Here is a 19,317-nt window from a genome sequence, read left to right as displayed (position 1 = left end):
GCTCATCCGTGGCGCCGCCGTACGGTCTGCTGTTGTCGCTGCGCTGCGGCGCTGCGTGCTGTCGGTCGAGTGAGAGGATCGTCGCGGGCGACCGAGGTCGCCGCGAGGGAGCAAGCTTATGAAGAGTCGATCCATGTCGCGCCGCATTTTTGCCCTTTCGGCGCTCGTCCTATCCGTCGGCGCCACGGCGGCCTGCGACAACAAGGGTTCCGAGACCGCCGGGAAGGACTCGGCGGGGGCTGCGTCGGGCACCCCGGGTGCCGGGGCCCAGGGCGGGGCGAAGGGCGGGACGAAGTTCGTCACCATCTCCAGGGAGCAGCAGGCGTCCTGGGTACGCAACTTCAACCCCCTGCTCGGCGAGGGGGCCACGCGCTTCCCCACCGTCGCGGGCATCTACGAGCCCATGATCGTGTACAACACGATGAAGGGCGAGTTCGTGCCGTGGCTCGCCACGAAGTACGAGTGGAGCGACGCGAACAAGAAGCTCACCTTCACGGCCCGCACCGAGGTCAAGTGGTCTGACGGACAACCCTTCTCGGCGAAGGACGTCGCCTTCACGTTCGGGCTCCTCAAGAAGTTCCCGGCGCTCGATCAGACGGGCGTGTGGAAGTTCGTCGAGTCGGTGGAGGCCAAGGACGCCACCACCGTCGAGTTCATCTTCAAGGAGGCCTTCGTCCCCGGGCTCCACTACATCGGCCACCAGCCGATCGTGCCGGAGCACACGTGGAAGGACGTCGCCGACCCGGTCACGTTCACGAACGAGAACCCCGTCGCGACGGGCCCCTTCACCGAGGTGAAGACGTTCCAGAACCAGATCTACGAGCTCGGCAAGAACCCGAACTACTGGCAGAAGGGCAAGCCGGCGGTCGAGGGGCTGCGCTTCCCGGCGTACCCGGGCAACGACCAGGCGAACCTGGCGCTCATCAACGGCGAGGTCGACTGGGCCGGCAACTTCGTCCCCGACATCGACAAGACCTACGTCGCCAAGGACCCGGAGAACAACCACTACTGGTTCCCGCTCGTCGGCGGCACCGTGACGCTCTACCCGAACGCCACGAAGAAGCCGTTCAACGACATCAAGCTGCGCAAGGCCATCAGCATGGCCATCGACCGGGCGCAGATCGCCAAGATCGCGGTCAACGGCTACACGGTCGGCGCGGACGGGACCGGGCTCGACGACGCCTACGGGCGCTGGCGCAACGAGAAGGCCGCCGCGGCCGGCGACTGGACCACCTTCGACGTGGCCAAGGCGAACGCCCTCCTCGACGAGGCCGGCTACGCCAAGGGCTCCGACGGGATCCGCGCGAAGGACGGCAAGCCGCTGAAGTTCGACATCAACGTCGTGACCGGCTGGTCCGACTGGGTGCGCGCGGTCCAGATCACCACGCAGAGCCTGAAGGCCGTCGGCATCGAGGCCACGCTGAAGACGTACGACTTCAGCGCGTTCTTCGAGGCGCTCCAGAAGGGCACGTTCGACATGTCGATGGGCTGGACCAACACCGAGCCCACGCCGTTCAACTACTACCGCGATCTCATGGCCCCGGAGTTCGTGAAGCCCGTCGGCGAGGTCTCGAACCGCAACTGGCATCGCTTCTCCGCCAAGGAGGCCGAGCCGCTGTTCAAGAAGTTCGCGGCCGCGACGGATCCGGCGGAGCAGAAGAGCATCGTCGACGAGCTGCAGATGATCTACGCGCAGCAGGTGCCGGTGATCCCGCTGTTCAAGAACCCGTCCTGGGGCGAGTACAGCACGAAGCGCTTCGTCGGGTGGCCCAGCAAGGAGAACCCGTACGCCAAGCTGTCGCCGAACAACTCGCCGGACTACCTCATCGTCCTGACCGAGATCAAGCCGAAGTGACGTTCCCTGTGCAGCGCGCCGGACACCCGGCGCGCTGCGCGCGTCTCCCGGCCTAGCTCTTCCCCTCCATCTCAGCACAAACCTTGGCCGCAGCCGGCGCCGGTGCGAAGATCGCACCGCATGCTCCCCTCGGCCGTCCAGATCGCACGGTTTGCTGCGCTCCTCTCCGGAGCCGTCCTCGCCGCCTGCGGCGGCAACCAGCACGCAGGCGCCGCGGCGTTCTGGCAGGGCGACACCGTCGACCCCGCCAGGCCGGTGGACCCTGAAGCCGCGAAGCTGCAGGCGTCGCGCCGGGCGTTCGGCGCGCCCGACGACTTCGATGGCGCTCCCTCCACGCCGCAGGAGCGAGGCCCCTCGTCGTGGGTCGGCGTGCGGCACGACCTCGCGCTCGCGCGCGCCGCGTCGCGGACCGAGCGGTGCAGCTGCCTGGCCGTGGAGGTGGGGGGGGCGCGCGATCCCAGGTTCCAGTGGGCGGCCGGCGCCCCGGAGAGCACGGCCGACAACACGCTCGCCGTCGCGCTGAGCGCGCGCGGGGTGCCCTGTCCGGGCGGCCCCGCCGACGAGGAGAGCCGGCGGCCTTCGATCTCGGCGGTCGATCAGGAGGGGAACGACATCATCATCGAGGTCGAGGAGCTGCCGCCCGGGCGGCCGCTCGCGACCGGCGCCGTGATCCCGAAGCCCGCCTCGGGCGGGGCGGTTTACGTGAAGGGGCGGAGCGCGAAGGTCCCTTACGCGCGCGCCGCCGGCGGCGCGCGCTGCAAGGTGTACTGAGCCCGGCGGCCGAGCTCAGATGCCGGGAGCGCCGGCGCAGATCCAGTCGTTGATCTTCTTGAGGCTCGCCTCCGGCAGGCTCGCGTCCGGGGGCGGGGGCATGCGCTTGCCGTCCGCGCAGAGGTCGACGTTGCGCAGCTTGTTGATGAGGTAGCTCTCGCTCGGCTTGCCCGGCACGACGAGCACCCGGCTGGCGCAGGTCGTGCTGTTGCGGTCGACGAGCCTGCCATGGGACCCGTTCCCGCGGAGATCGAGGCCGCCGGACGGCGGGCCGGCGTTGCCGTGGCACCCCGCGCAGGTCGCGGTCAGGATCGCCTGCACGTCGGCGAAGGCCGCGGTGTCCGCGCCGCACGCCGGATCGCCGGGGGCGGAGCCACCCTCGCCGGTGGAGCCACCCTCGCCGGTGGAGCCGCCCTCGCCGGTGGAGCCGCCCTCGCCGGTGGAGCCGCCCTCGCCGGTAGAGCCGCCCTCGCCGGTGGAGCCGCCCTCGCCGGTGGAGCCGCCCTCGCCGGTGGAGCCGCCCTCGCCGGTGGAGCCGCCCTCGCCGGTGGAGGCGCTGCTGGTCGAGCTCGTCGTGCCGCCGCCCTCGCCGCCGGGGTCGTCATCGGAGCAGGCAGCCGCCGATAGCCCGACGGTCAAGCAGAGGGCCAGTTGAAGTGTAGTTTTGTGAAAAAGCATGGAAGACCTCATCAGTCGCTGGACTTGCGCGGCGCTCGCCGCGCCATGGACGCGCCGGTAGCCTAGATGGCCCTGTGGGTGTTCACAACGCATTTCGCGAGAAAGGCGGATGTCCACGCATCGCGAAATGGCAGCACTGCAATGCAATGGCAGCGCTGTACTGCGCTGTTCGTCGCGCGCTATCCCGCGAGCGCCTTCGAGGAGAGGAGCTCTCCCGGATCGCGCTCTGCCATGTCCTCGAAACGCGGGAGATCGGCGAGCCGATGCGCCGTCGTGGCGCAGGTCTCGGGGTCGCGGTCGAACGCGATCGCGCGGCTGAGGCCCTGCTTCGACACGCCCCTGAGCAGCGCGGGCGAGTGCGTCGTCGCCACGATCTGGCAGACGGAGGGCCGCGCCGCCCCCTCCAGGAGCTGCGCGAGCAGGCCGGCGCGATCGGGGTGCATGCCGGCGTCGGGGTCCTCCACGAGGAGGAGCGAGCCCTCCGGCGCGGTGAGCACGCCGGCGATCTTGCCGAGCACGCGCAGCGCGCCGTCCGGGAGGCTCGGCGCCGGGACGCGGGTGCCGTCCTTCTCGACGAGCACCATCATCACGTCGCCGAGGCCCGTCTCCGCAAATTCGATATCGCCGATCTCGGGCGCGAAGATCGAGCTCACCCAGCCGAGCACGTCGGCCTTGTGATCCGCCTCCTGGCAGAGCCAGCGGAGCACGGCGGAGAGGTTCTGCCCCCCGGCGCCGAGGTTCTCGATCTCGTGCGGCACGTAACCCCGCATCCGCGAAGGATCGATGTCGAGCGACAGCGTGCTCCGCATCGCGACCTGGAGCGCGTTGCAGAGCGCGATGACGTCCGAGAGGCTCACGTCGTCGCCGCGCCCGCGGTGGTGCTCGATCTGGCCGAGCAGGCTGCGCCGCCCAGGGTTGCGATCCATCGAGGCGAGCCTCATCGAGCGGCCCTTCTTCGACGCCGCCTTCATCGCGCCGCCCGTGGAGAACCCCTCGAGGCCCCTCAGCGCCGACGCGGGCGTGTCGAAGAGCAGACCCCCCGCCGACTTCGCCTCGAGCGACTCGTGCTCGACGATCACGTCAGGCTCGACCTGACACGTGAGCTTGTGTGTGAGCTCCTCCTTCCCTATCGTCCATCGGCTCTCGATGGTGAACGATTTGGCGCCCCTGTACGTGGCCCCCTGCGTGCCGCCGCGCAGGCCCGGCCAGACCTCGCGCCTGCCGTCGACGCGGCCGCGGAAGATGTCGCACAAGGGGAGATCCAGCCCTACGCCTTGCAAGAAGCGCAGGGCGTCGAGGAAGTTGCTCTTGCCCGAGCCGTTGGCCCCGAGCAGCAGCGTGAAGGGGGACAGCTCCACCGTTTGATCGGCGAAACTCTTGAAGTTCTTGAGTCGAATGGATGTCAGCATGCCTGGCCGCTCGCAGCTCTCCATGTAGCCAGGCAGTCGGCCGGATGTAAAGCGCCGGCCGACCGATCAACGAAAGTCGATGAGCTCGATGTCGAACACGAGCATGCCGGAGGGCGCGCCGGGGCGGGTCGGCTTCTCGCCGTACGCGAGCTCGGCCGGGATCCAGAAGCGCGTCTTCTCGCCTTTCACCATCAGCTGTACGCCCTCGGTCCACCCCTTGATCACGCCGCCCAGCGGGAAGGTGACCGGCTCCTCGCGGACGATGGAGCTGTCGAACATCTTCCCGTCGGTCGTCCAGCCCGTGTAGTGCACGGTGACGCGGCTCGTCGGCTTGGGGTGCTCCGTGCCCGTGCCCTTCTGCTGGACCTGGTACGCGAGCCCGGAGGCGGTCTTCTTCGCGGTCTTCGGCGCCGCCTTCACGTCCTTCGGCACGGGCGGAGGCTGCGGCGCGGGCGAGAAATCGAGCAGCTCGACGTCGAACACGAGCATTCCGGCCGGGGCGCCTGGGCGCGTGGGCCGGTCGCCGTAGGCGAGGCTCCCCGGGATCCAGAGGCGGCGCTTCTCACCCTTGCTCATGAGCTGGAGCGCCTCCGTCCACCCTTTGATCACGCCGCCCACCCCGAAGCTCGCCGGCTCGCCGCGGAGGACGGAGCTGTCGAACATCTTCCCGTCCGTGGTCCACCCCGTGTAGTGGACCTTCACCTTGTCGTCGGGGCCTGGATGCGCCTTGTCCGTGCCCGGCGTCAGCACCTTGAACGCGAGGCCCGAGGCTGTCTTCTGCGCGTCCGCGGGCGGCGCGGCGACGTCCGGCGGCGCGGGCAGGGCGGCGGGCTCAGGGGGCGCCTGCTGCTCGGCGGTGGGCGTCGGCGGCGCGGCAGGCTCGGCCGACGCGGGCGCCGGTGCGTCGGCGATCGCCTGTGGGGCTGGCTTCTGGTCGCAGGCGGCGAGGGGGACGGCAAGCATCGCAACAAGGACGAGGTATCCGCGCTTCATGCGCCGCTTCATAGCTCGTCCGCCGTCGAGGGCTGGTATTTTTGTGAGGTGCGCACCGATTCCGTCGGTCGCGGATCCAGCGTCGCCGCAGGCCGCCCGTGTGCTGCGTTCGAGGGATCTCGACCCGACTGCGCGGACGGTCTAGCGTGTGCCCGCCATGCGGAAACCGATATACTTCTTCGGCGGGGGGCAGGCGGACGGGGACGCACAGCAGAAGGAGCTGCTCGGCGGCAAGGGGGCGGGGCTCGCGGAGATGACCCGCCTCGGCATCCCGGTGCCGCCCGGCTTCACGGTCACCACCGAGGTCTGCAACGCGTATTACGCCGCGGGGAGGGTGCTCCCCGCCGGCGTCGAGGACGAGATCAAGGCGGCGATCGGCCGGCTGGAGTCGCTGCTCGACGCGAGGCTCGGGAGCGTCGAGGCGCCGCTGCTCGTGTCGGTCCGCTCGGGCGCGCGCGCGTCGATGCCGGGAATGATGGATACCATCCTGAACCTCGGCCTGAACGACGAGATCGCGCGGGGGCTCGCGCGGCGCACGGGCAGCGAGCGATTCGCGCTGGACGCCTACCGGCGGTTCATCCTGGCGTATGCCGATATCGTGCTCGGCGTGCCCCGCGACCGCTTCGAGGAGGCGCTCGGCCGCGCGCGCAAGCAGGCCGCCGCGCGGCTCGGCGTCGACGCGACGCGCCTGAACGCCGCCGAGCTCGAGCGCAAGGTGCCCGACTCGCTGCTCGATCCGGAGTCGCTCGCGGCGCTCATCCAGCGGCAGAAGGACATCGTCCTCGGGGCGACGGGGCGGCCGTTCCCCGACGATCCCTACGCGCAGCTCTGGGGCGCGATCCGGGCGGTATTCGATAGCTGGAAGAACCACCGGGCCGAGGTGTACCGCAAGATGCACGATATCCCGGAGGCCTGGGGGACGGCGTGCAACGTCCAGGCCATGGTGTTTGGCAACCTGGGCGATGACTCCGGCACGGGCGTCGCGTTCACGCGCGATCCGTCGACCGGGGAGCGGCGCTTCTACGGCGAGTGGCTCCCCAACGCCCAGGGCGAGGACGTCGTGGCGGGGGTGCGCACGCCGCACCCGCTGTCGAGGTCCGGATCGGGCGGCGCGAACGAAGAGGACGACTGCTCGCTCGAGGCGAAGATGCCCGAGGCGTATGCGGAGCTCGTCGAGGTGCAGGGCAAGCTGGAGCAGCACTTCCGCGACATGCAGGACCTGGAGTTCACGATCCAGCAGAAGAAGCTCTATCTGCTCCAGTGCCGCACCGGAAAGCGCACGGGCCGGGCGGCCGTGCGCATCGCGGTCGAGATGGCCAAGGAGGGCCTGATCAGCGAGCGCGAGGCGATCTTGCGGGTGGACCCGGGCTCGATCGATCAGCTGCTCCATCCGAGCATCGACGGGAGCGCGCCGAAGAAGCTGCTGGCGCGCGGCCTGCCGGCGAGCCCGGGGGCGGCGACGGGGCAGGTGGTGTTCAGCGCGGACGAGGCGGAGCGGCGCGCCGGCCAGGGCAAGGCGGTGATCCTCGTGCGGTCCGAGACGTCGCCGGAGGACATCCACGGCATGAAGGCGGCGCGCGGCATCCTGACGGCCCGCGGCGGCATGACGAGCCACGCGGCCGTTGTGGCGCGGGGGATGGGCAAGAGCTGCGTGGCCGGCTGCTCGGCCGTCAGCGTGAGCCAGGGCCAGATGGCGGTGACGATCTACGACGATCACGGGCACCCGACCGACACGATCACGGTGAAGGCCGGGGACGTGATCACGCTCGACGGCGGCACCGGCACGGTCTACCTCGGGGCGGTGCCGACCGTCCCGGCGGCGCTGAGCGGCGAGTTCGAGGAGCTCATGGTCTGGGCCGACGCGGTCCGGCGCCTGCGCGTGCGGTCGAACGCCGACACGCCCCACGACGCGAGGACGGCGCGCAACTTCGGCGCGGAGGGCATCGGGCTCTGCCGCACCGAGCACATGTTCTTCGACGAGGAGCGCATCCAGGCGGTGCGCGAGATGATCCTCGCGGACGGCGAGGCGGGGCGGCGGCGCGCCCTCGCGAAGCTGCTCCCGTTCCAGCGCAGCGATTTCGTGGGTGTCTTCCGCGAGATGGCCGGTTTGCCCGTGACGATTCGCCTGCTCGATCCGCCCCTGCACGAGTTCTTGCCGCAGGACGAGGCGCAGCTCCAGCAGCTCTCGAGGGCGATGGGCGTCCCGGTGAAGGAGCTCCAGCGCAAGAACGAGGAGCTCGCCGAGTACAACCCGATGCTCGGCCACCGCGGCTGCCGGCTGGCGATCACGTCGCCGGAGATCTACGAGATGCAGGCGCGCGCCATCCTCGAGGCGGCGTGCGAGGTCGCGGCGGCGGGCATCGAGGTCGAGCCCGAGATCATGATCCCGCTCAGCATGACCCGGCGCGAGCTCGCCATCACGCGCGCGCTCGTCGAGGGGGTCGCGGAGAAGGTGTTCGCCGAGAAGGGCCGGAGGGTCGATGTCCGGTTCGGGACCATGATCGAGCTCCCGCGCGCCGCGATCGTGGCCGGCGAGCTGGCCGAGGAGGCGGAGTTCTTCAGCTTCGGCACGAACGATCTCACGCAGACGGCGCTCGGGATCTCGCGCGACGACGCGGGCCGGTTCCTCGGGGCGTACGTCGAGGCCGGCATCTTCACGAAGGATCCGTTCCAGTCGCTGGACGTGGTCGGCGTCGGGGCGCTCGTGGAGATGGGTCGGGATCGGGGGCGCGCGGCGCGGCCCGGGCTGACGCTCGGTATCTGCGGCGAGCACGGCGGCGATCCGAGCTCGATTGCGTTCTTCGAGCGGGCCGGGCTCGATTACGTGTCTTGCTCGCCGTTCCGCGTCCCCGTCGCCCGCCTCGCGGCCGCGCAGGCGGCGCTCGCGGCCGAGTCCTCGAGGGGTCCGCGCGCGACGGACTGACCATCTCCTTTCCAGGACATACGCCGATCGGGCGGCGCGACATCCGTTCTCACAAGCGTGCTTTGCGCGTTTGCGAGCGTACTTTGGTGTCGCGCCGGTTCTGCTAAGACACGCACCTCGCTGTTCATCGCCGGTGTCCGGCTTGGCGCGCCTGAGCGCCCAAGCTGCTCCGCCGCGCGCTGGCGACTGGAGGTCTCATGCGTCATCTCGGCGTCTCCTCTGCGCTCCTCGCTGTTCTGGGGGCCGCGGCCTCGGGTGCGTTCGTCGCGGTCGGCTGCCATGCTTCGGGTTCGCGCGACGATCCCGGCGCGGGCGTCGCGGCCGCCGGCGGCGGAGGACGCGGAGGAGGTGGAGGAGGAGGCGACGGCGGCGCCGCCGCCGGCGACAGCGGGGGCGCCTCTCCGGAGCCCGGCTTCGGCGGGACGATCTCCTCCGGCGAGGACGCCGGGGTCGTCGATGGAGCCGTGAACCCGTGCGGGACCGAGTGCGGACCGGAGGAGCTCTGCGATCTCAACCACCTCGGCCTCGACGATGACTGCGACGGTCAGGTCGACGAGACGTGCTCCTGCGTCGCGGGGCAAGCGCACGCGTGCTTCATGGGCGATCCGTCGTACCGCGCCGTGGAGGGGTGCTTCTCGGGGACCGAGCTGTGCAACGAGGTCGGCGTGTGGGGGCCGTGCATCGGCGGCCGCCACGCGACCGAGGCCTGCTTCAACGAGAGCCCCGCGGGCTGCCACGCGCTGCAGGCGCCGCCGTTCGCCGACGTGGACCTGAAGGAGGGGACAGGCACGTTCAGCGTGGACGCGGAGCCCGGCTCGGAGACGTGGTCCGTCGTTTGCCCGGCGGGCATCGAGCCGTGTCCCGCGGTGTCTGGAGCGGACCCGGCGGATGATTACAAACCGCTCCAGTCGGGGGAGTACAAGGTCGTTTACACGAAGCGCCTCGCGGACGGCACGACCGGCTCCTGCGAGTATGCCCTTTACGTCGGCGCGCCCGGCCTGCGGGTCGAGCTCGAGTGGGAGCACGACCTCGGCGGCGACGGGGTGGATCTCGATCTGCACCTGCACCAGCCGAACGATACGCAGCCGTGGAGGGTCGGGGGCTCGCCGAGCGATTGCGGCTACAACAACTGCACGGTGCAGATGCTGGAGTCGGATCCGGAGATCCGCTGGTTCAGCGACACGGCGTCGCCGCCGGAGCCGGTGAGCTGGTTCCTGGACCCGGTGGAGGCCAGGAACACCTGCTATTCCGCCCCTCGCGACGCCGGGGAGGCGTGGCGCACCCTCGGCCGGGGGTGCCACAACCCGCGGCTCGACATCGACAACATCACGTGCGATCCCGGCGTCACGGACCCGAACAGCGACGACTTCTGCGCGCCCGAGAACATCAACGTCGATTTCCCGCCGCTCGGGCAGTGGATGCGGATCGGCGTCCATTATTACTCGAGCCACGGCCGGGATTACGCGGTTCACCCGCGGGTCAAGATCTTCTGCCACGGCGCCCTCGGGGCAGATCTCGGCCCGACGGGGTTCTACGACCCGGAGGCGCCGGTCACGTTCTCGTCGAGCGACGGGAGCGTCCGGTACTGGCTCGTCGCCGACGTGGCGTTCGTCGACGGGGGCGAGTGCGGGGAGGACACCTGCGTGGTGAGGCCGCTGTACGAGGACGAGGCGGTGAAGATCCCGCTGCTCACGACGCGGTCGTTCGTGGAGTCGAGCGTCGGTCCGGCGTACCCGCCCCCGCCCTGAGCGCCGGGCCCCGGCGCGGGGCGGCGGGCGCGCTCGGAGGGGGCGCCGGCGGGCCGGCGCGGGGCGCCGGCAGCGCGGCGCGCGGGCGCTTTACAGGGAAGGCGGGGCGGTGCACGCTACCGGCATGGGCATCTTCGACCGGATGGGAAAGGTCATCTCGAGCAACGTCAACGCGCTCCTCGACAAGGCGGAAGATCCGAAAAAGTCGCTGGATCTCATCGTCGAGGAGATGAAGGACCAGGTCCGCGCGGCGCGGAAGGAGCTGGTCGACGCGGTAGCGGCCGAGAAGGTGCTGCGCAAGAAGGTCGACGAGCTCGACGCCGAGGCGGAGAAGTGGGAGAAGCGCGCCGAGCTCGCGCTGAAGGCGGACGACGAGAAGCTCGCGCGCGAGGCGCTCGTCCAGAAGAAGCGGGTCGTGGGCGAGCGCGACCGGGCCGAGGCGATGCGCGCGGAGCAGCGCTCCGCGGTCATCTCGATGAAGACCGAGCTCGAGCGCATGGAGGCGAAGCAGGAGGAGTTCCAGGCGCGGAAGGGCACGCTCGCGGCGCAGATCCAGCAGAGCCGCGCCGGCGGCGGCGCCGAGGGGCTCGGGTCGCGGAGCGGCCAGAGCGCCTTCTCCGAGTTCCGGCGCATGGAGGAGCAGGTCGAGGGGCAGGTGGCGCAGGTCGCGGCGTCGCGCGAGGTGGAGGAGGCGATCTCCGGCGGCGGACTGTCGGCGGCCGAGCTGGAGGCGAAGTTCGCCCAGCTCGAGCACGGCCGCGGCAGCGCAAGCAGCGCCGGCGGCGCGGACAGGCCCGGCGGCGCGGCGGTCGATGATGAGCTCGCCGCGCTGAAGAAGAAGATCCGGATCGGGTCCTGAGCGGCTGAGGGGAGAGCCGGGGGGCGGCGGCGTGGGCGGCCATGCCGAGGGCGGCGGCGGCGCAGGCGTGGGCGGCAGCCCTGCCGAGGGCGGCGGCGGCGCGGGCGGCAGCGGCCTCGGCTCGGTGGAGCTCGCGATTGCAGCGGACGAATACGCGACGGCGGGCTGCGCGACGTTCGTCGCCGGGGCCTGGGGCGTGGGGGAAACCGACTTCATCGACGGCGAGCCCACGAACGGCGAGTGCGCCCTGGTGCCCGTGATGGCGGACGGGGAGCCCTCCTGGATCTCGTCGCGCGAGTTCGAGGGCGACATCCATTTCGAGAGGCTGGAGCACAGCTTCTCGACCGCCGCGGCGTCGATATACGAGACGAGCTACTCGCTCGTCCTCCTCAACTTCACCTTCGAGGAGATCTTCTCCGGCAGCCTCACCGTGACGCACCAGACGGGCGATACCGTCACCCTCTCCATCGAGTAGAGCTCGTCCTCCGAGGAACGGGCGGCGGGAGCGGCGAGCGACGAGGTGTCCCCGTGCTCACCGCGACCGTCGAGAGCCGCGAGGGCTACGAACGATGCTACTCGTACGCCCACAGGACGAGGAACTTTGTCGTGTTGCTCCCCGGATCGAACGCGTTCCCCTCGTGGATGCTCGCCGTGAAATTGATCGCTCGGTTGTTGTCGATCAGCGACGCACTGTGCCCGATAGAGCCATTGTGGCCATCGATCTGGACGGAGACCGTGCCGGGGATGATTTTTTTCCCATCTCCGAGCCGCTTGTAGCAGCCCCGCGTACCGGGCCAGCCGCTGTTGCAGGTCACCGGCACGACAGCGATGCTGAACTCCTGCTCCGCCTCTCCCACGGGCTCATCGCCCTCCTGCGCGAACTCTCCCAGGGCCTCGTCGCCCTCCTGCGCGATGCAGCCAGTGAGCGCCATGGAAGCGGTGAGGGCGAGAGCTCCGCTCGCTCTCATGAGAAGCAGCATGCCTCGCCCCTTCCCGCTCGACCGGGCTACGGTGAGACCGTCCTGGCCTTCGAGGAACATGCCGTTTTTGCTCTTGATGTCGTGTGTCATGTGCTGTCTCCGTTCATGTTGACTGCGTTTTGTGAGTCGCGAAGGCGATGACGAGGGCGATGTGGCTCGAGATGGGTCGTCGCGAGCTCATGGCTTCTGTCCCTTCGAGTTCTGACGAGACGTCCCGCCGCGAGCGGGGGGCGTGGCTGTCGTGCGCCGGGCGTGTACGGATCAGGGGACGGAGCGGCCGACCGCCTCGGCCGTCGCCCACATCTGCGCGACGCCCTCGGCCCCGTTGTAGAGCCCGTCGATGAGCTGCTGCCCACCCGGGAGCGCCTCGACGTGCTTGAGGAAATCCGGGAAGAGCCCGATGTGGGCGACCCCCTCCTCGTTGTAATTCCACGAGCGGCTCCCCATCCGGGCCCTGGGGAAGCTTGCGTAGTCGACGCACGCGTCCGCGGCCGGATCGACACATCGGTAGACGATCTCCATGGCCTGCGTGCAGAACGTGCGCGTCGCGGTCCGGACACCGGCTCGGCTGTATTCGGCGGGAGTCGGAGCCTTGTAAGAGCAGGACGGCCTGCCGTCGCAAGCCTGGCCGACGAGGCCCGTGAGGTTGCCGCTGGTCTGGATGTCGAGGCAGCCGAGCCGCGCGGAGCGCACGTCGATCTCGCGGCCTGTGCACCGGAGCTGGGCGGGCGGGTGCCCCCAGGCGTCGCCAGGCACCATCACCACCTGGTTCCGGGGCGCCTGGCACTCGGGAGAGCGCGGCATGACGACCATCCCGTTGATGTCCGAGCCGAGGGTGATCTGGAGCCGCTTGCCGCCCGACGTGATCGCCGCCACGGCGGCAGCATCCCGCAGGAAGCTCCGTGCGCTGGAGCCGCCGAAGCCGACGCCGGCGAGCCCGCCGCGCGCGGCGATCTCCGTGTACTGGGCGTCCGTGCGGCCGTTCTCGTTGCCGCTCGAGCCGCGGAGCCCATTGTGACCCGAGACGAGCGGATACGCGCCGCCGGGCGTCGATCGGGTGAACGCCAGCACGTCGCCCACCATCCTCTGGGACATGTGATCGATGTCGATGATCATCCCGAGCTTCATCATCTCGTTGATGGCGACGCGGCCCAGGGGCAAGAGCCCCAGCCGGTTCTTGTGACCTTCACTCTCGCGGAGCTGCGCAAGCCGACGCGGAGGGGGCGCCGCGTGACGAGGAAAGCCGCGCAGGCGGTGGTCAGGAGCAGCATCAAGAACAGCGAGGCCATTGCCCAGAAATTGTCGCGGCCGCCGTTCAGCACGCGGTCGACCACGAGGAGCACGACCGCGGAGAGCACAGCTGGGCGAGGCCCTCGAGGTGCGCGGCGTCGAGGTCGTCGCCTGCGCGTCGGTGGCCGAGGCGTATCGCGCGCTCGCGGACGGGGCGTTTCAAGGGATCATCGCCGACGTGACGCTCCCCGACGGGAGCGCCGTCGACGTCGTGGAGCGGGCAATGGCCTGTGCTGTCGCGCCGGCCATCGTGGCCATCAGCGGATCGGCGAGCCCGGCGGTATCGTTCCGCCTCGCCCAGATGGGCGTGCGCTCGTTCCTGGCCAAGCCGCTGCGCCTCGAGGAGCTGGATCGCGCGATCGACGACGCGCTGGCCCGCCCGCCCGATCTCCGCCCGCAGGTGCGCGCAGCCGTGGGGCAGACATCGATCCAGGAGGTCGAGGAGCAGGTCCGCACCATCATGGTCGACGAGGCGCTCGCGCGCGCCGGAGGGGGCCGGCGGAAGGCGGCGCAGCTCCTGAACATCTCGCGCCAGCTGCTCCAGCACATCCTCCGGCGGCGGTCGTAGGAGGAGACTCGCGCTCGGTGAAGTCCTGTGACCCGGGCGTCCTTCCCAGGTGGGTACAGGGATCCATCACGACGTGATCGGCGTCCCGCGGATGAGATAGGTCGCTGACGGCGGCTCAGTTCGCTGAGGAGACCCGCGCCACGAAAGGAGACCCGCGCCACGAAAATACGGCGATGTCCGACGCGTGCTTGTGCTACAGCGCGAAAGCGCCGCACGAGAACGCCGGACGGAGCGGCGCAAAAAAGACGCAATCCACGCTTCAGCTCGACGCTCGGCCTCGGCTCACGCAAGTTCACGCAGATTCGAGAGGGACATCAGGCGATGACTCGAACACGAACCACGACCGGCGAAGTCGCACGTTCGGTGACGTGGGGCCTCGTCGCGACGACCCTGCTCGGGGTCCTCATCCTGGTGGGCTCCCGCAACCTCGCCCACTTCGATGCGGCGCTCGTGGCCTACACATTCTCGATCCTCTTCGCGACCTTCGGCCTCACGTACCGCTACGCGATGTGGCTATCGCGTCCACCGACCGCGCTCTACTGGCGGCGCGGCTGGCAAGCGTTCCTCCGGCGCGGCTTCCGGCTCCGCAACGCCCGCTTCTGGCTGTCGCGCTTCAGCCTGGACGTCCTCCTGAACCGCTTCATCGTGCGGCGCGGAGGGCTGCGTGGCTTGACGCACCTGCTCATCATGTGGGGCTGCACCCTCGCCGTGGCGATCACGTTTCCGCTCGTCTTCGGCTGGCTCCACTTTCGCCCGGTGCCCTCCGATCCAGCGCTCTATGAAGCGGTGGTCTTCGGATTTCCTGCGTTCCAGTTCCCCCACGACTCGGCGCTGGGGTTCTTCCTGTTCCACGGCCTCGTGTGGGCGTCGTTCCTCGTGATCGCGGGGGTCATGCTGGCCATGCGGCGCCGGATGCGGGAAGAGGGCGCGGGCGCGCTGCAGCGGTTCGCCGAGGATCTCATGCCGCTCCTCCTGCTGTTCGCCGTGAGCGTCACGGGGCTCATGCTGACGGCGAGCTATACGTGGATGAAGGGGTACGGGTTCACGTTCATCTCCATCCTGCACGCCGTCACCGTGATCATGACGTTCGTCTGGCTGCCGTTCGGCAAGTTCTTCCACATCTTCCAGCGCCCCGCCCAGCTGGGCGTCGGCTTCTACAAGGACATGGGGCGCGCCGAGGAGAAGGCGCACTGCCGGCGCTGTGGACACGCCTTCACCTCGCGGATGCACGTGCTCGACCTGATCCAGGTGGAGCGAGAGCTGGGATACCGCTACGAGATCCCTGGCAGCGAGGCCGAGCACTACCAATGGATCTGCCCGCCCTGCCGGCGCGCGTCGTTCGCGCTGGCGCAGGGGTTGTCGTGGCATGGCCGCCGCGGCGGCGCGCCGCTGCCGGGCGAGGGGCCTCTCCCCATGCCGGTGTATGCCAATCCTGGGCTCGGCGAAGGCCCCCTGGACACGGAAGACGCGGAGAATTTTCACCCATGAACGGATCGAAGGACACCTCCGGAAATGCTGCGGCGCGGCCCGCCTTGCCGACGCCGGAGCTGGATCTCGGCGTGATCCGCGAGTTCGGGCCTCACCGGGCCTATGCGAGCGACCTCCGCGTCGACAGCGGCGTCGAGCCCGACAAGCTCGTGAAGACGCATTGCTGCTTTTGCGGTCAGCAGTGCGGAATGCAGCTCAAGGTCAAGGACAACACGATCGTCGGGATCGAGCCGTGGTACGAGTTCCCCTTCAACCGCGGCATGCTCTGCCCGAAGGGGGTCAAGCGCTACCTGCAACAGGCGCACCCCGATCGCCTGCTCTCCGCCTACGAGAAGGACCCGGCGGCGCCTTCGGGCTTCCGGAGGCTCGCTTATGAAGACGGGATCCGCCGGGTCGCGGACGCCATCGAGCGTATTCAGCGGGAGCACGGCCGGGACGCGTTCGCCCTCCTGTCGGGCGCCAGCCTGACGACCGAAAAGACGTACTTGATGGGCAAGTTCGCCCACATGTGCCTGCGGACGGCCAACATCGACTACAACGGTCGGCTGTGCATGGTCAGCGCGGGGGCGGGCAACAAGAAGGCGTTCGGCGTCGACCGCGCGGCGAACCCGTGGAGCGACATCCTGGGCAGCGAGGTGATCCTCGTCGCCGGCGCCAACGTGGCAGAGTGCGCGCCGATCACCACGGACTACCTCTGGCAGGCGCGCGAGCACGGGGCGAAGATCATCGTCGTCGATCCGCGCATCACGCCGATCGCCCGGACGTGCGACCTGTTCCTCCCCGTCAAACCGGGGCGCGACGCCGCCCTCTTCAACGGCATCTTGCAGCTGATGATCGAGAACGACTGGCTCGATCACGACTTCATCCAGCAGCACACCGTGGGCTTCGACGCGGTGGCCGAGCTGGTGCGCGAATGGACGCCGCGGAGGACCGCGGAGGTCACCGGGATCGCGGAGAAGACGATCCGGCAGGCCGCCGAGTGGTGGGGCACGGCGAAGACGAGCTTCTTGCTGCACGCCCGCGGGATCGAGCACCACAGCCACGGCGTGCAGAACGTCCTCAGCACGATCAACATCGTCCTTGCCTCGGGGCGCATCGGGCGGCCGAGCTCTGGCTACGCCACCATCACGGGTCAGGCCAACGGGCAGGGCGGCCGCGAGCACGGGCAGAAGTGCGATCAGCTGCCGGGCGGCCGCGATCTCGGGAATCCCGAGCATCGGGCGTACGTGGCGAGCGTCTGGGGCATGAGCCCCGACGACCTCCCGCGGCCCGGCGTCGATGCGTACGAGATCATGCGCAAGGCCCACGCCGGAGAGATCCGCGGCCTGCTCTCCATCTGCTTCAACCCGGTCGTGTCGCTCCCGGACAACAACTTCGTCCGCGCAGCGCTCGAGAAGCTCGATTTCTTCGTCGCGATCGACTTCTTCATGAGCGAGACGGCGCGCTACGCGGACATCGTGCTGCCGGGGTCGCTCCAGGAGGAGGACGAAGGGACGGTGACGCAGGTGGAGGGGCGCATCGTTCGCATCAACAAGGCGGTCGATTGTCCCGGGGAGGCGCGGCAGGACTGGCGGATCATCCAGGACATCGCGAAGGCCCTCGGCCGGGAGCGCGGGCTCACCTTCGAGAGCCCGCGGGAGATGTTCGATGAGCTCCGGATCGCCTCGAAGGGTGGCGTCTGCGACTACTCTGGCGTGACGTACGAGCGGATCGAGGAGAACTTCGGCGTCTTCTGGCCGTGCCGGAGCGAGACGCCGGAGGGAGCGCCCGACCCCGGCCCCCAGGGGACCGTGCGCCTGTTCGAGCCCGGTTCGTGGAACCCCGTGGCCAAGGGGAGCGGTCCGTTCTACTTCCCCGACGGGAAGGCTCGCTTCAACCCCACGCCCTACGTCGGGCCCGCCGAGGACGTCGACGACGCGTACCCGGTCATCCTCACGACCGGGCGGGTCGTCAGCCAGTTCCTGTCCGGCAACCAGACGCGCCGCATCGGTCCGCTCGTCGATCATTGCCCGGAGCCGCGCGTCGAGATCCACCCGCGGCTCGCCGGGCAGCTCGGGATCGCCGAAGGGGACTGGACCCAGGTCGAGAGTCGTCGAGGGAGCGTCACGTTGCGCGCGTCCGTCGTCAAGACCATCCGGCCGGACACCGTCTTCGTCCCCTACCACTGGGGCGGCCGGAAGAGCGCCAACCAGCTCACCATCTCCGCTCAGGATCCGATCTCGAAGATCCCCGAATACAAGGTCTGCGCCGTCCGGGTGAGCAAGGCCGACGCTCCTCCGAACCACGCAATGATCCTCGAACCCCAGCAGTGAGCGGAGGCTCCTCGTACGATGCCCGTCCCCGAGACGCACGAATTCTTCGTCGACCCCGGCCGCTGCATTGGCTGTCAGTCATGCATCCAGGCCTGCACCGAGTGCGACACGCACAAGGGGCAATCGATGATCCAGCTCGACTACGTGGATCGAGAGCGCTCGACGCAGACGCTGCCGGTCATCTGCATGCACTGCGACTCGCCCACCTGCGCCGAGGTCTGCCCGGCCGACGCCATCAAGCGCACCGAGGACGGCGTCGTCCAGACGGCGCGAAAGCCGCGCTGCATCGCCTGTAACAACTGCGTGCTCGCGTGTCCGTTCGGTGTCCCGAAGATGAACACCCGGATGAACCTGATGATGAAATGCGACATGTGCTACGACCGCACGTCGGTCGGGCTCAAGCCGATGTGCGCCTCGGTGTGTCCGAGCCAGGCGCTCGCCTTCGGCACGCGCGAGGAGATGGCCAGGCTCCGCCCGCGCGCCAGGCCGGTGAACACGTTCCGCTTCGGGGCGCAGACGATCCGGACCAAGGTGAACGTCATGGTCCCGGCGGATTCGGCGCAGGAGATCATCGACGTCACCGCGGCGATGTACGAGCCCACCATCGGCCATGACGTGCTCGACGACGTGTTCGCGGGCGAAGGGGGAGCATGAGCCAGCCCATGACCGGCGATCGAGGCCCTCTCGAGCCGCGCTCGGTGCCGCCGGACCGGGCCCCGGACACCCAGCAACCGCGCTGGCGGCGCGACTTCCCGATCGACTGGGCGGAGGACGACTATGTCTCGCGCCGCGATCTGATCAAATACGTCGTGTTGACGAGCGGCGCCTTCGCCGTGGGGCAGCTCTGGCTCGTCTACAAGAGCCTGTTCGGCCGGCGCGAGGCGAGGGCGCCGGCGCTCCCGGTGGCCTCCGTCGGCGAGCTCCCCGTGGGGGGGGCCAAGACGTTCACCTATCCCGAGGGCAGCACGCCGCGGCTCCTGGTGAAGACGGGGCCGCGCGCCTTCGTGGCCTACGATCAGCAGTGCACGCACCTCCAGTGCCCGGTCATCCCCGCGGTCGCGCAAGGCAAGCTCCACTGCCCCTGCCATAACGGCTGGTTCGACCTGCACACAGGGGCTCCACTCGCCGGTCCGCCGCAGCGACGGCTCCCCCGCGTGCTGCTCGAGGTGCGCGACGAGACCGTCTATGCGACCGGCGTCGAGGACTCGGCGACATGAAGCCGAGGAACCGCATCGCCCGCGCCCAGCGCATGACGATCATCAACGGAATGCTCGTCTTCGTGATCTTGATCGTCGTGCTCCAGCTCTGGCTCCTCACGGCGACGGTGAACGCGACCCTGGGCGGCGACACGACGGTCGCGCTCCCCGCGGCGCTCGTGAGCCTTTTGTGCCTGGGTCTCAACATAGGACTCCTCCGGTACCTGGTCCGGTTCGAATAGATGGA

17 protein-coding genes are annotated in these 19,317 nt (G+C 69.5%); 12 read left to right on the top strand and 5 right to left on the bottom strand.

What is annotated here, in order from left to right; translation table 11 throughout:
* Window positions 1–118: 118 nt before the first annotated feature.
* Complete coding sequence (locus tag WMF17_RS38345; protein ID WP_437645954.1) at window positions 119–1,855, top strand: ABC transporter substrate-binding protein; 1,737 nt, start codon at window positions 119–121, stop codon at window positions 1,853–1,855.
* A 120-nt stretch (window positions 1,856–1,975) separates the two neighbouring features.
* Window positions 1,976–2,626 carry a hypothetical protein gene (locus WMF17_RS38340; RefSeq protein WP_437598358.1) on the top strand — a complete coding sequence of 217 codons (651 nt, stop codon included), beginning with the start codon at window positions 1,976–1,978 and terminating at the stop codon, window positions 2,624–2,626.
* A gap of 15 nt (window positions 2,627–2,641) precedes the next feature.
* Here the strand turns inward: WMF17_RS38340 and WMF17_RS38335 are convergent, their stop codons facing one another.
* From WMF17_RS38335 to WMF17_RS38325, 3 genes are all read right to left on the bottom strand, one after another.
* Window positions 2,642–3,265, bottom strand: a complete 624-nt coding sequence (locus WMF17_RS38335) for a PE-PGRS family protein (protein WP_437598356.1) — start codon at window positions 3,263–3,265, stop codon at window positions 2,642–2,644.
* Between the two features lie 218 nt (window positions 3,266–3,483).
* Entirely contained in the window at window positions 3,484–4,713 is a 1,230-nt protein-coding gene (locus WMF17_RS38330; protein ID WP_437598354.1) for an AAA family ATPase, read from the bottom strand.
* Window positions 4,714–4,779: 66 nt separating this feature from the next.
* Window positions 4,780–5,706 (bottom strand): FKBP-type peptidyl-prolyl cis-trans isomerase, encoded by a 927-nt coding sequence (locus tag WMF17_RS38325; RefSeq protein WP_437598352.1) that lies wholly within the window; start codon window positions 5,704–5,706, stop codon window positions 4,780–4,782.
* Between the two features lie 157 nt (window positions 5,707–5,863).
* Between WMF17_RS38325 and ppdK the strand changes: the two genes are divergently transcribed.
* The 4 genes from ppdK (at window position 5,864) to WMF17_RS38305 (ending at window position 11,711) form a co-directional block, all read left to right on the top strand.
* On the top strand, window positions 5,864–8,629 hold the full coding sequence (gene ppdK, locus WMF17_RS38320; RefSeq protein ID WP_437645952.1) for a pyruvate, phosphate dikinase: 2,766 nt from the start codon (window positions 5,864–5,866) through the stop codon (window positions 8,627–8,629).
* 197 nt (window positions 8,630–8,826) lie between these two features.
* Entirely contained in the window at window positions 8,827–10,377 is a 1,551-nt protein-coding gene (locus tag WMF17_RS38315) for a hypothetical protein (protein WP_437645950.1), read from the top strand.
* Window positions 10,378–10,486: 109 nt separating this feature from the next.
* Window positions 10,487–11,236: a PspA/IM30 family protein gene (locus tag WMF17_RS38310; protein ID WP_437598347.1), complete on the top strand. Its 750-nt coding sequence runs from the start codon at window positions 10,487–10,489 to the stop codon at window positions 11,234–11,236.
* A gap of 31 nt (window positions 11,237–11,267) precedes the next feature.
* Entirely contained in the window at window positions 11,268–11,711 is a 444-nt protein-coding gene (locus WMF17_RS38305; RefSeq protein ID WP_437645948.1) for a hypothetical protein, read from the top strand.
* A 97-nt stretch (window positions 11,712–11,808) separates the two neighbouring features.
* Here WMF17_RS38305 and WMF17_RS38300 read toward each other — a convergent pair whose 3' ends face one another.
* A complete protein-coding gene (locus tag WMF17_RS38300) occupies window positions 11,809–12,168 on the bottom strand; it encodes a hypothetical protein (RefSeq protein WP_437645946.1) in 360 nt (119 codons plus the stop codon).
* 309 nt (window positions 12,169–12,477) lie between these two features.
* A complete protein-coding gene (locus WMF17_RS38295; protein WP_437651435.1) occupies window positions 12,478–13,386 on the bottom strand; it encodes a membrane dipeptidase in 909 nt (302 codons plus the stop codon).
* Window positions 13,387–13,504: 118 nt separating this feature from the next.
* Between WMF17_RS38295 and WMF17_RS38290 the strand changes: the two genes are divergently transcribed.
* The 6 genes from WMF17_RS38290 (at window position 13,505) to WMF17_RS38265 (ending at window position 19,312) form a co-directional block, all read left to right on the top strand.
* Window positions 13,505–14,074, top strand: coding sequence for a response regulator (locus WMF17_RS38290; protein WP_437645944.1), 570 nt, complete (start codon window positions 13,505–13,507; stop codon window positions 14,072–14,074).
* A 321-nt stretch (window positions 14,075–14,395) separates the two neighbouring features.
* Entirely contained in the window at window positions 14,396–15,562 is a 1,167-nt protein-coding gene (locus WMF17_RS38285; protein WP_437645942.1) for an MFS transporter, read from the top strand.
* Window positions 15,559–17,874, top strand: coding sequence for a molybdopterin oxidoreductase family protein (locus tag WMF17_RS38280; RefSeq protein ID WP_437598340.1), 2,316 nt, complete (start codon window positions 15,559–15,561; stop codon window positions 17,872–17,874). Before WMF17_RS38285 ends, WMF17_RS38280 begins: the two co-directional genes overlap by 4 nt.
* A gap of 18 nt (window positions 17,875–17,892) precedes the next feature.
* On the top strand, window positions 17,893–18,528 hold the full coding sequence (locus WMF17_RS38275; protein ID WP_437598339.1) for a 4Fe-4S dicluster domain-containing protein: 636 nt from the start codon (window positions 17,893–17,895) through the stop codon (window positions 18,526–18,528).
* A gap of 8 nt (window positions 18,529–18,536) precedes the next feature.
* The gene (locus tag WMF17_RS38270) at window positions 18,537–19,091 is read left to right on the top strand and encodes a Rieske 2Fe-2S domain-containing protein (protein WP_437598338.1); all 555 of its coding nucleotides are present in this window, start codon (window positions 18,537–18,539) and stop codon (window positions 19,089–19,091) included.
* Window positions 19,088–19,312, top strand: a complete 225-nt coding sequence (locus tag WMF17_RS38265; protein WP_437645941.1) for a DUF6755 family protein — start codon at window positions 19,088–19,090, stop codon at window positions 19,310–19,312. The genes WMF17_RS38270 and WMF17_RS38265 overlap by 4 nt, the downstream gene beginning before the upstream one ends.
* The last annotated feature ends 5 nt before the right edge of the window (window positions 19,313–19,317 follow it).

Source organism: Sorangium sp. So ce362 (assembly GCF_051519845.1).
GTDB lineage: Bacteria > Myxococcota_A > Polyangia > Polyangiales > Polyangiaceae > Sorangium.
This window is presented reverse-complemented; position numbering and strand designations above follow the sequence as displayed.

Coding starts and splice junctions, on each gene's coding strand:
- WMF17_RS38345 (WP_437645954.1), top strand. CDS start 119: ATGAAGAGTCGATCCATGTCGCGCCGCATTTTTGCCCTTTCGGCGCTC.
- WMF17_RS38340 (WP_437598358.1), top strand. CDS start 1,976: ATGCTCCCCTCGGCCGTCCAGATCGCACGGTTTGCTGCGCTCCTCTCC.
- WMF17_RS38330 (WP_437598354.1), bottom strand. CDS start 4,713: ATGCTGACATCCATTCGACTCAAGAACTTCAAGAGTTTCGCCGATCAA.
- WMF17_RS38325 (WP_437598352.1), bottom strand. CDS start 5,706: ATGAAGCGCGGATACCTCGTCCTTGTTGCGATGCTTGCCGTCCCCCTC.
- ppdK (WP_437645952.1), top strand. CDS start 5,864: ATGCGGAAACCGATATACTTCTTCGGCGGGGGGCAGGCGGACGGGGAC.
- WMF17_RS38315 (WP_437645950.1), top strand. CDS start 8,827: ATGCGTCATCTCGGCGTCTCCTCTGCGCTCCTCGCTGTTCTGGGGGCC.
- WMF17_RS38300 (WP_437645946.1), bottom strand. CDS start 12,168: ATGGCGCTCACTGGCTGCATCGCGCAGGAGGGCGACGAGGCCCTGGGA.
- WMF17_RS38285 (WP_437645942.1), top strand. CDS start 14,396: ATGACTCGAACACGAACCACGACCGGCGAAGTCGCACGTTCGGTGACG.
- WMF17_RS38280 (WP_437598340.1), top strand. CDS start 15,559: ATGAACGGATCGAAGGACACCTCCGGAAATGCTGCGGCGCGGCCCGCC.
- WMF17_RS38275 (WP_437598339.1), top strand. CDS start 17,893: ATGCCCGTCCCCGAGACGCACGAATTCTTCGTCGACCCCGGCCGCTGC.
- WMF17_RS38270 (WP_437598338.1), top strand. CDS start 18,537: ATGACCGGCGATCGAGGCCCTCTCGAGCCGCGCTCGGTGCCGCCGGAC.
- WMF17_RS38265 (WP_437645941.1), top strand. CDS start 19,088: ATGAAGCCGAGGAACCGCATCGCCCGCGCCCAGCGCATGACGATCATC.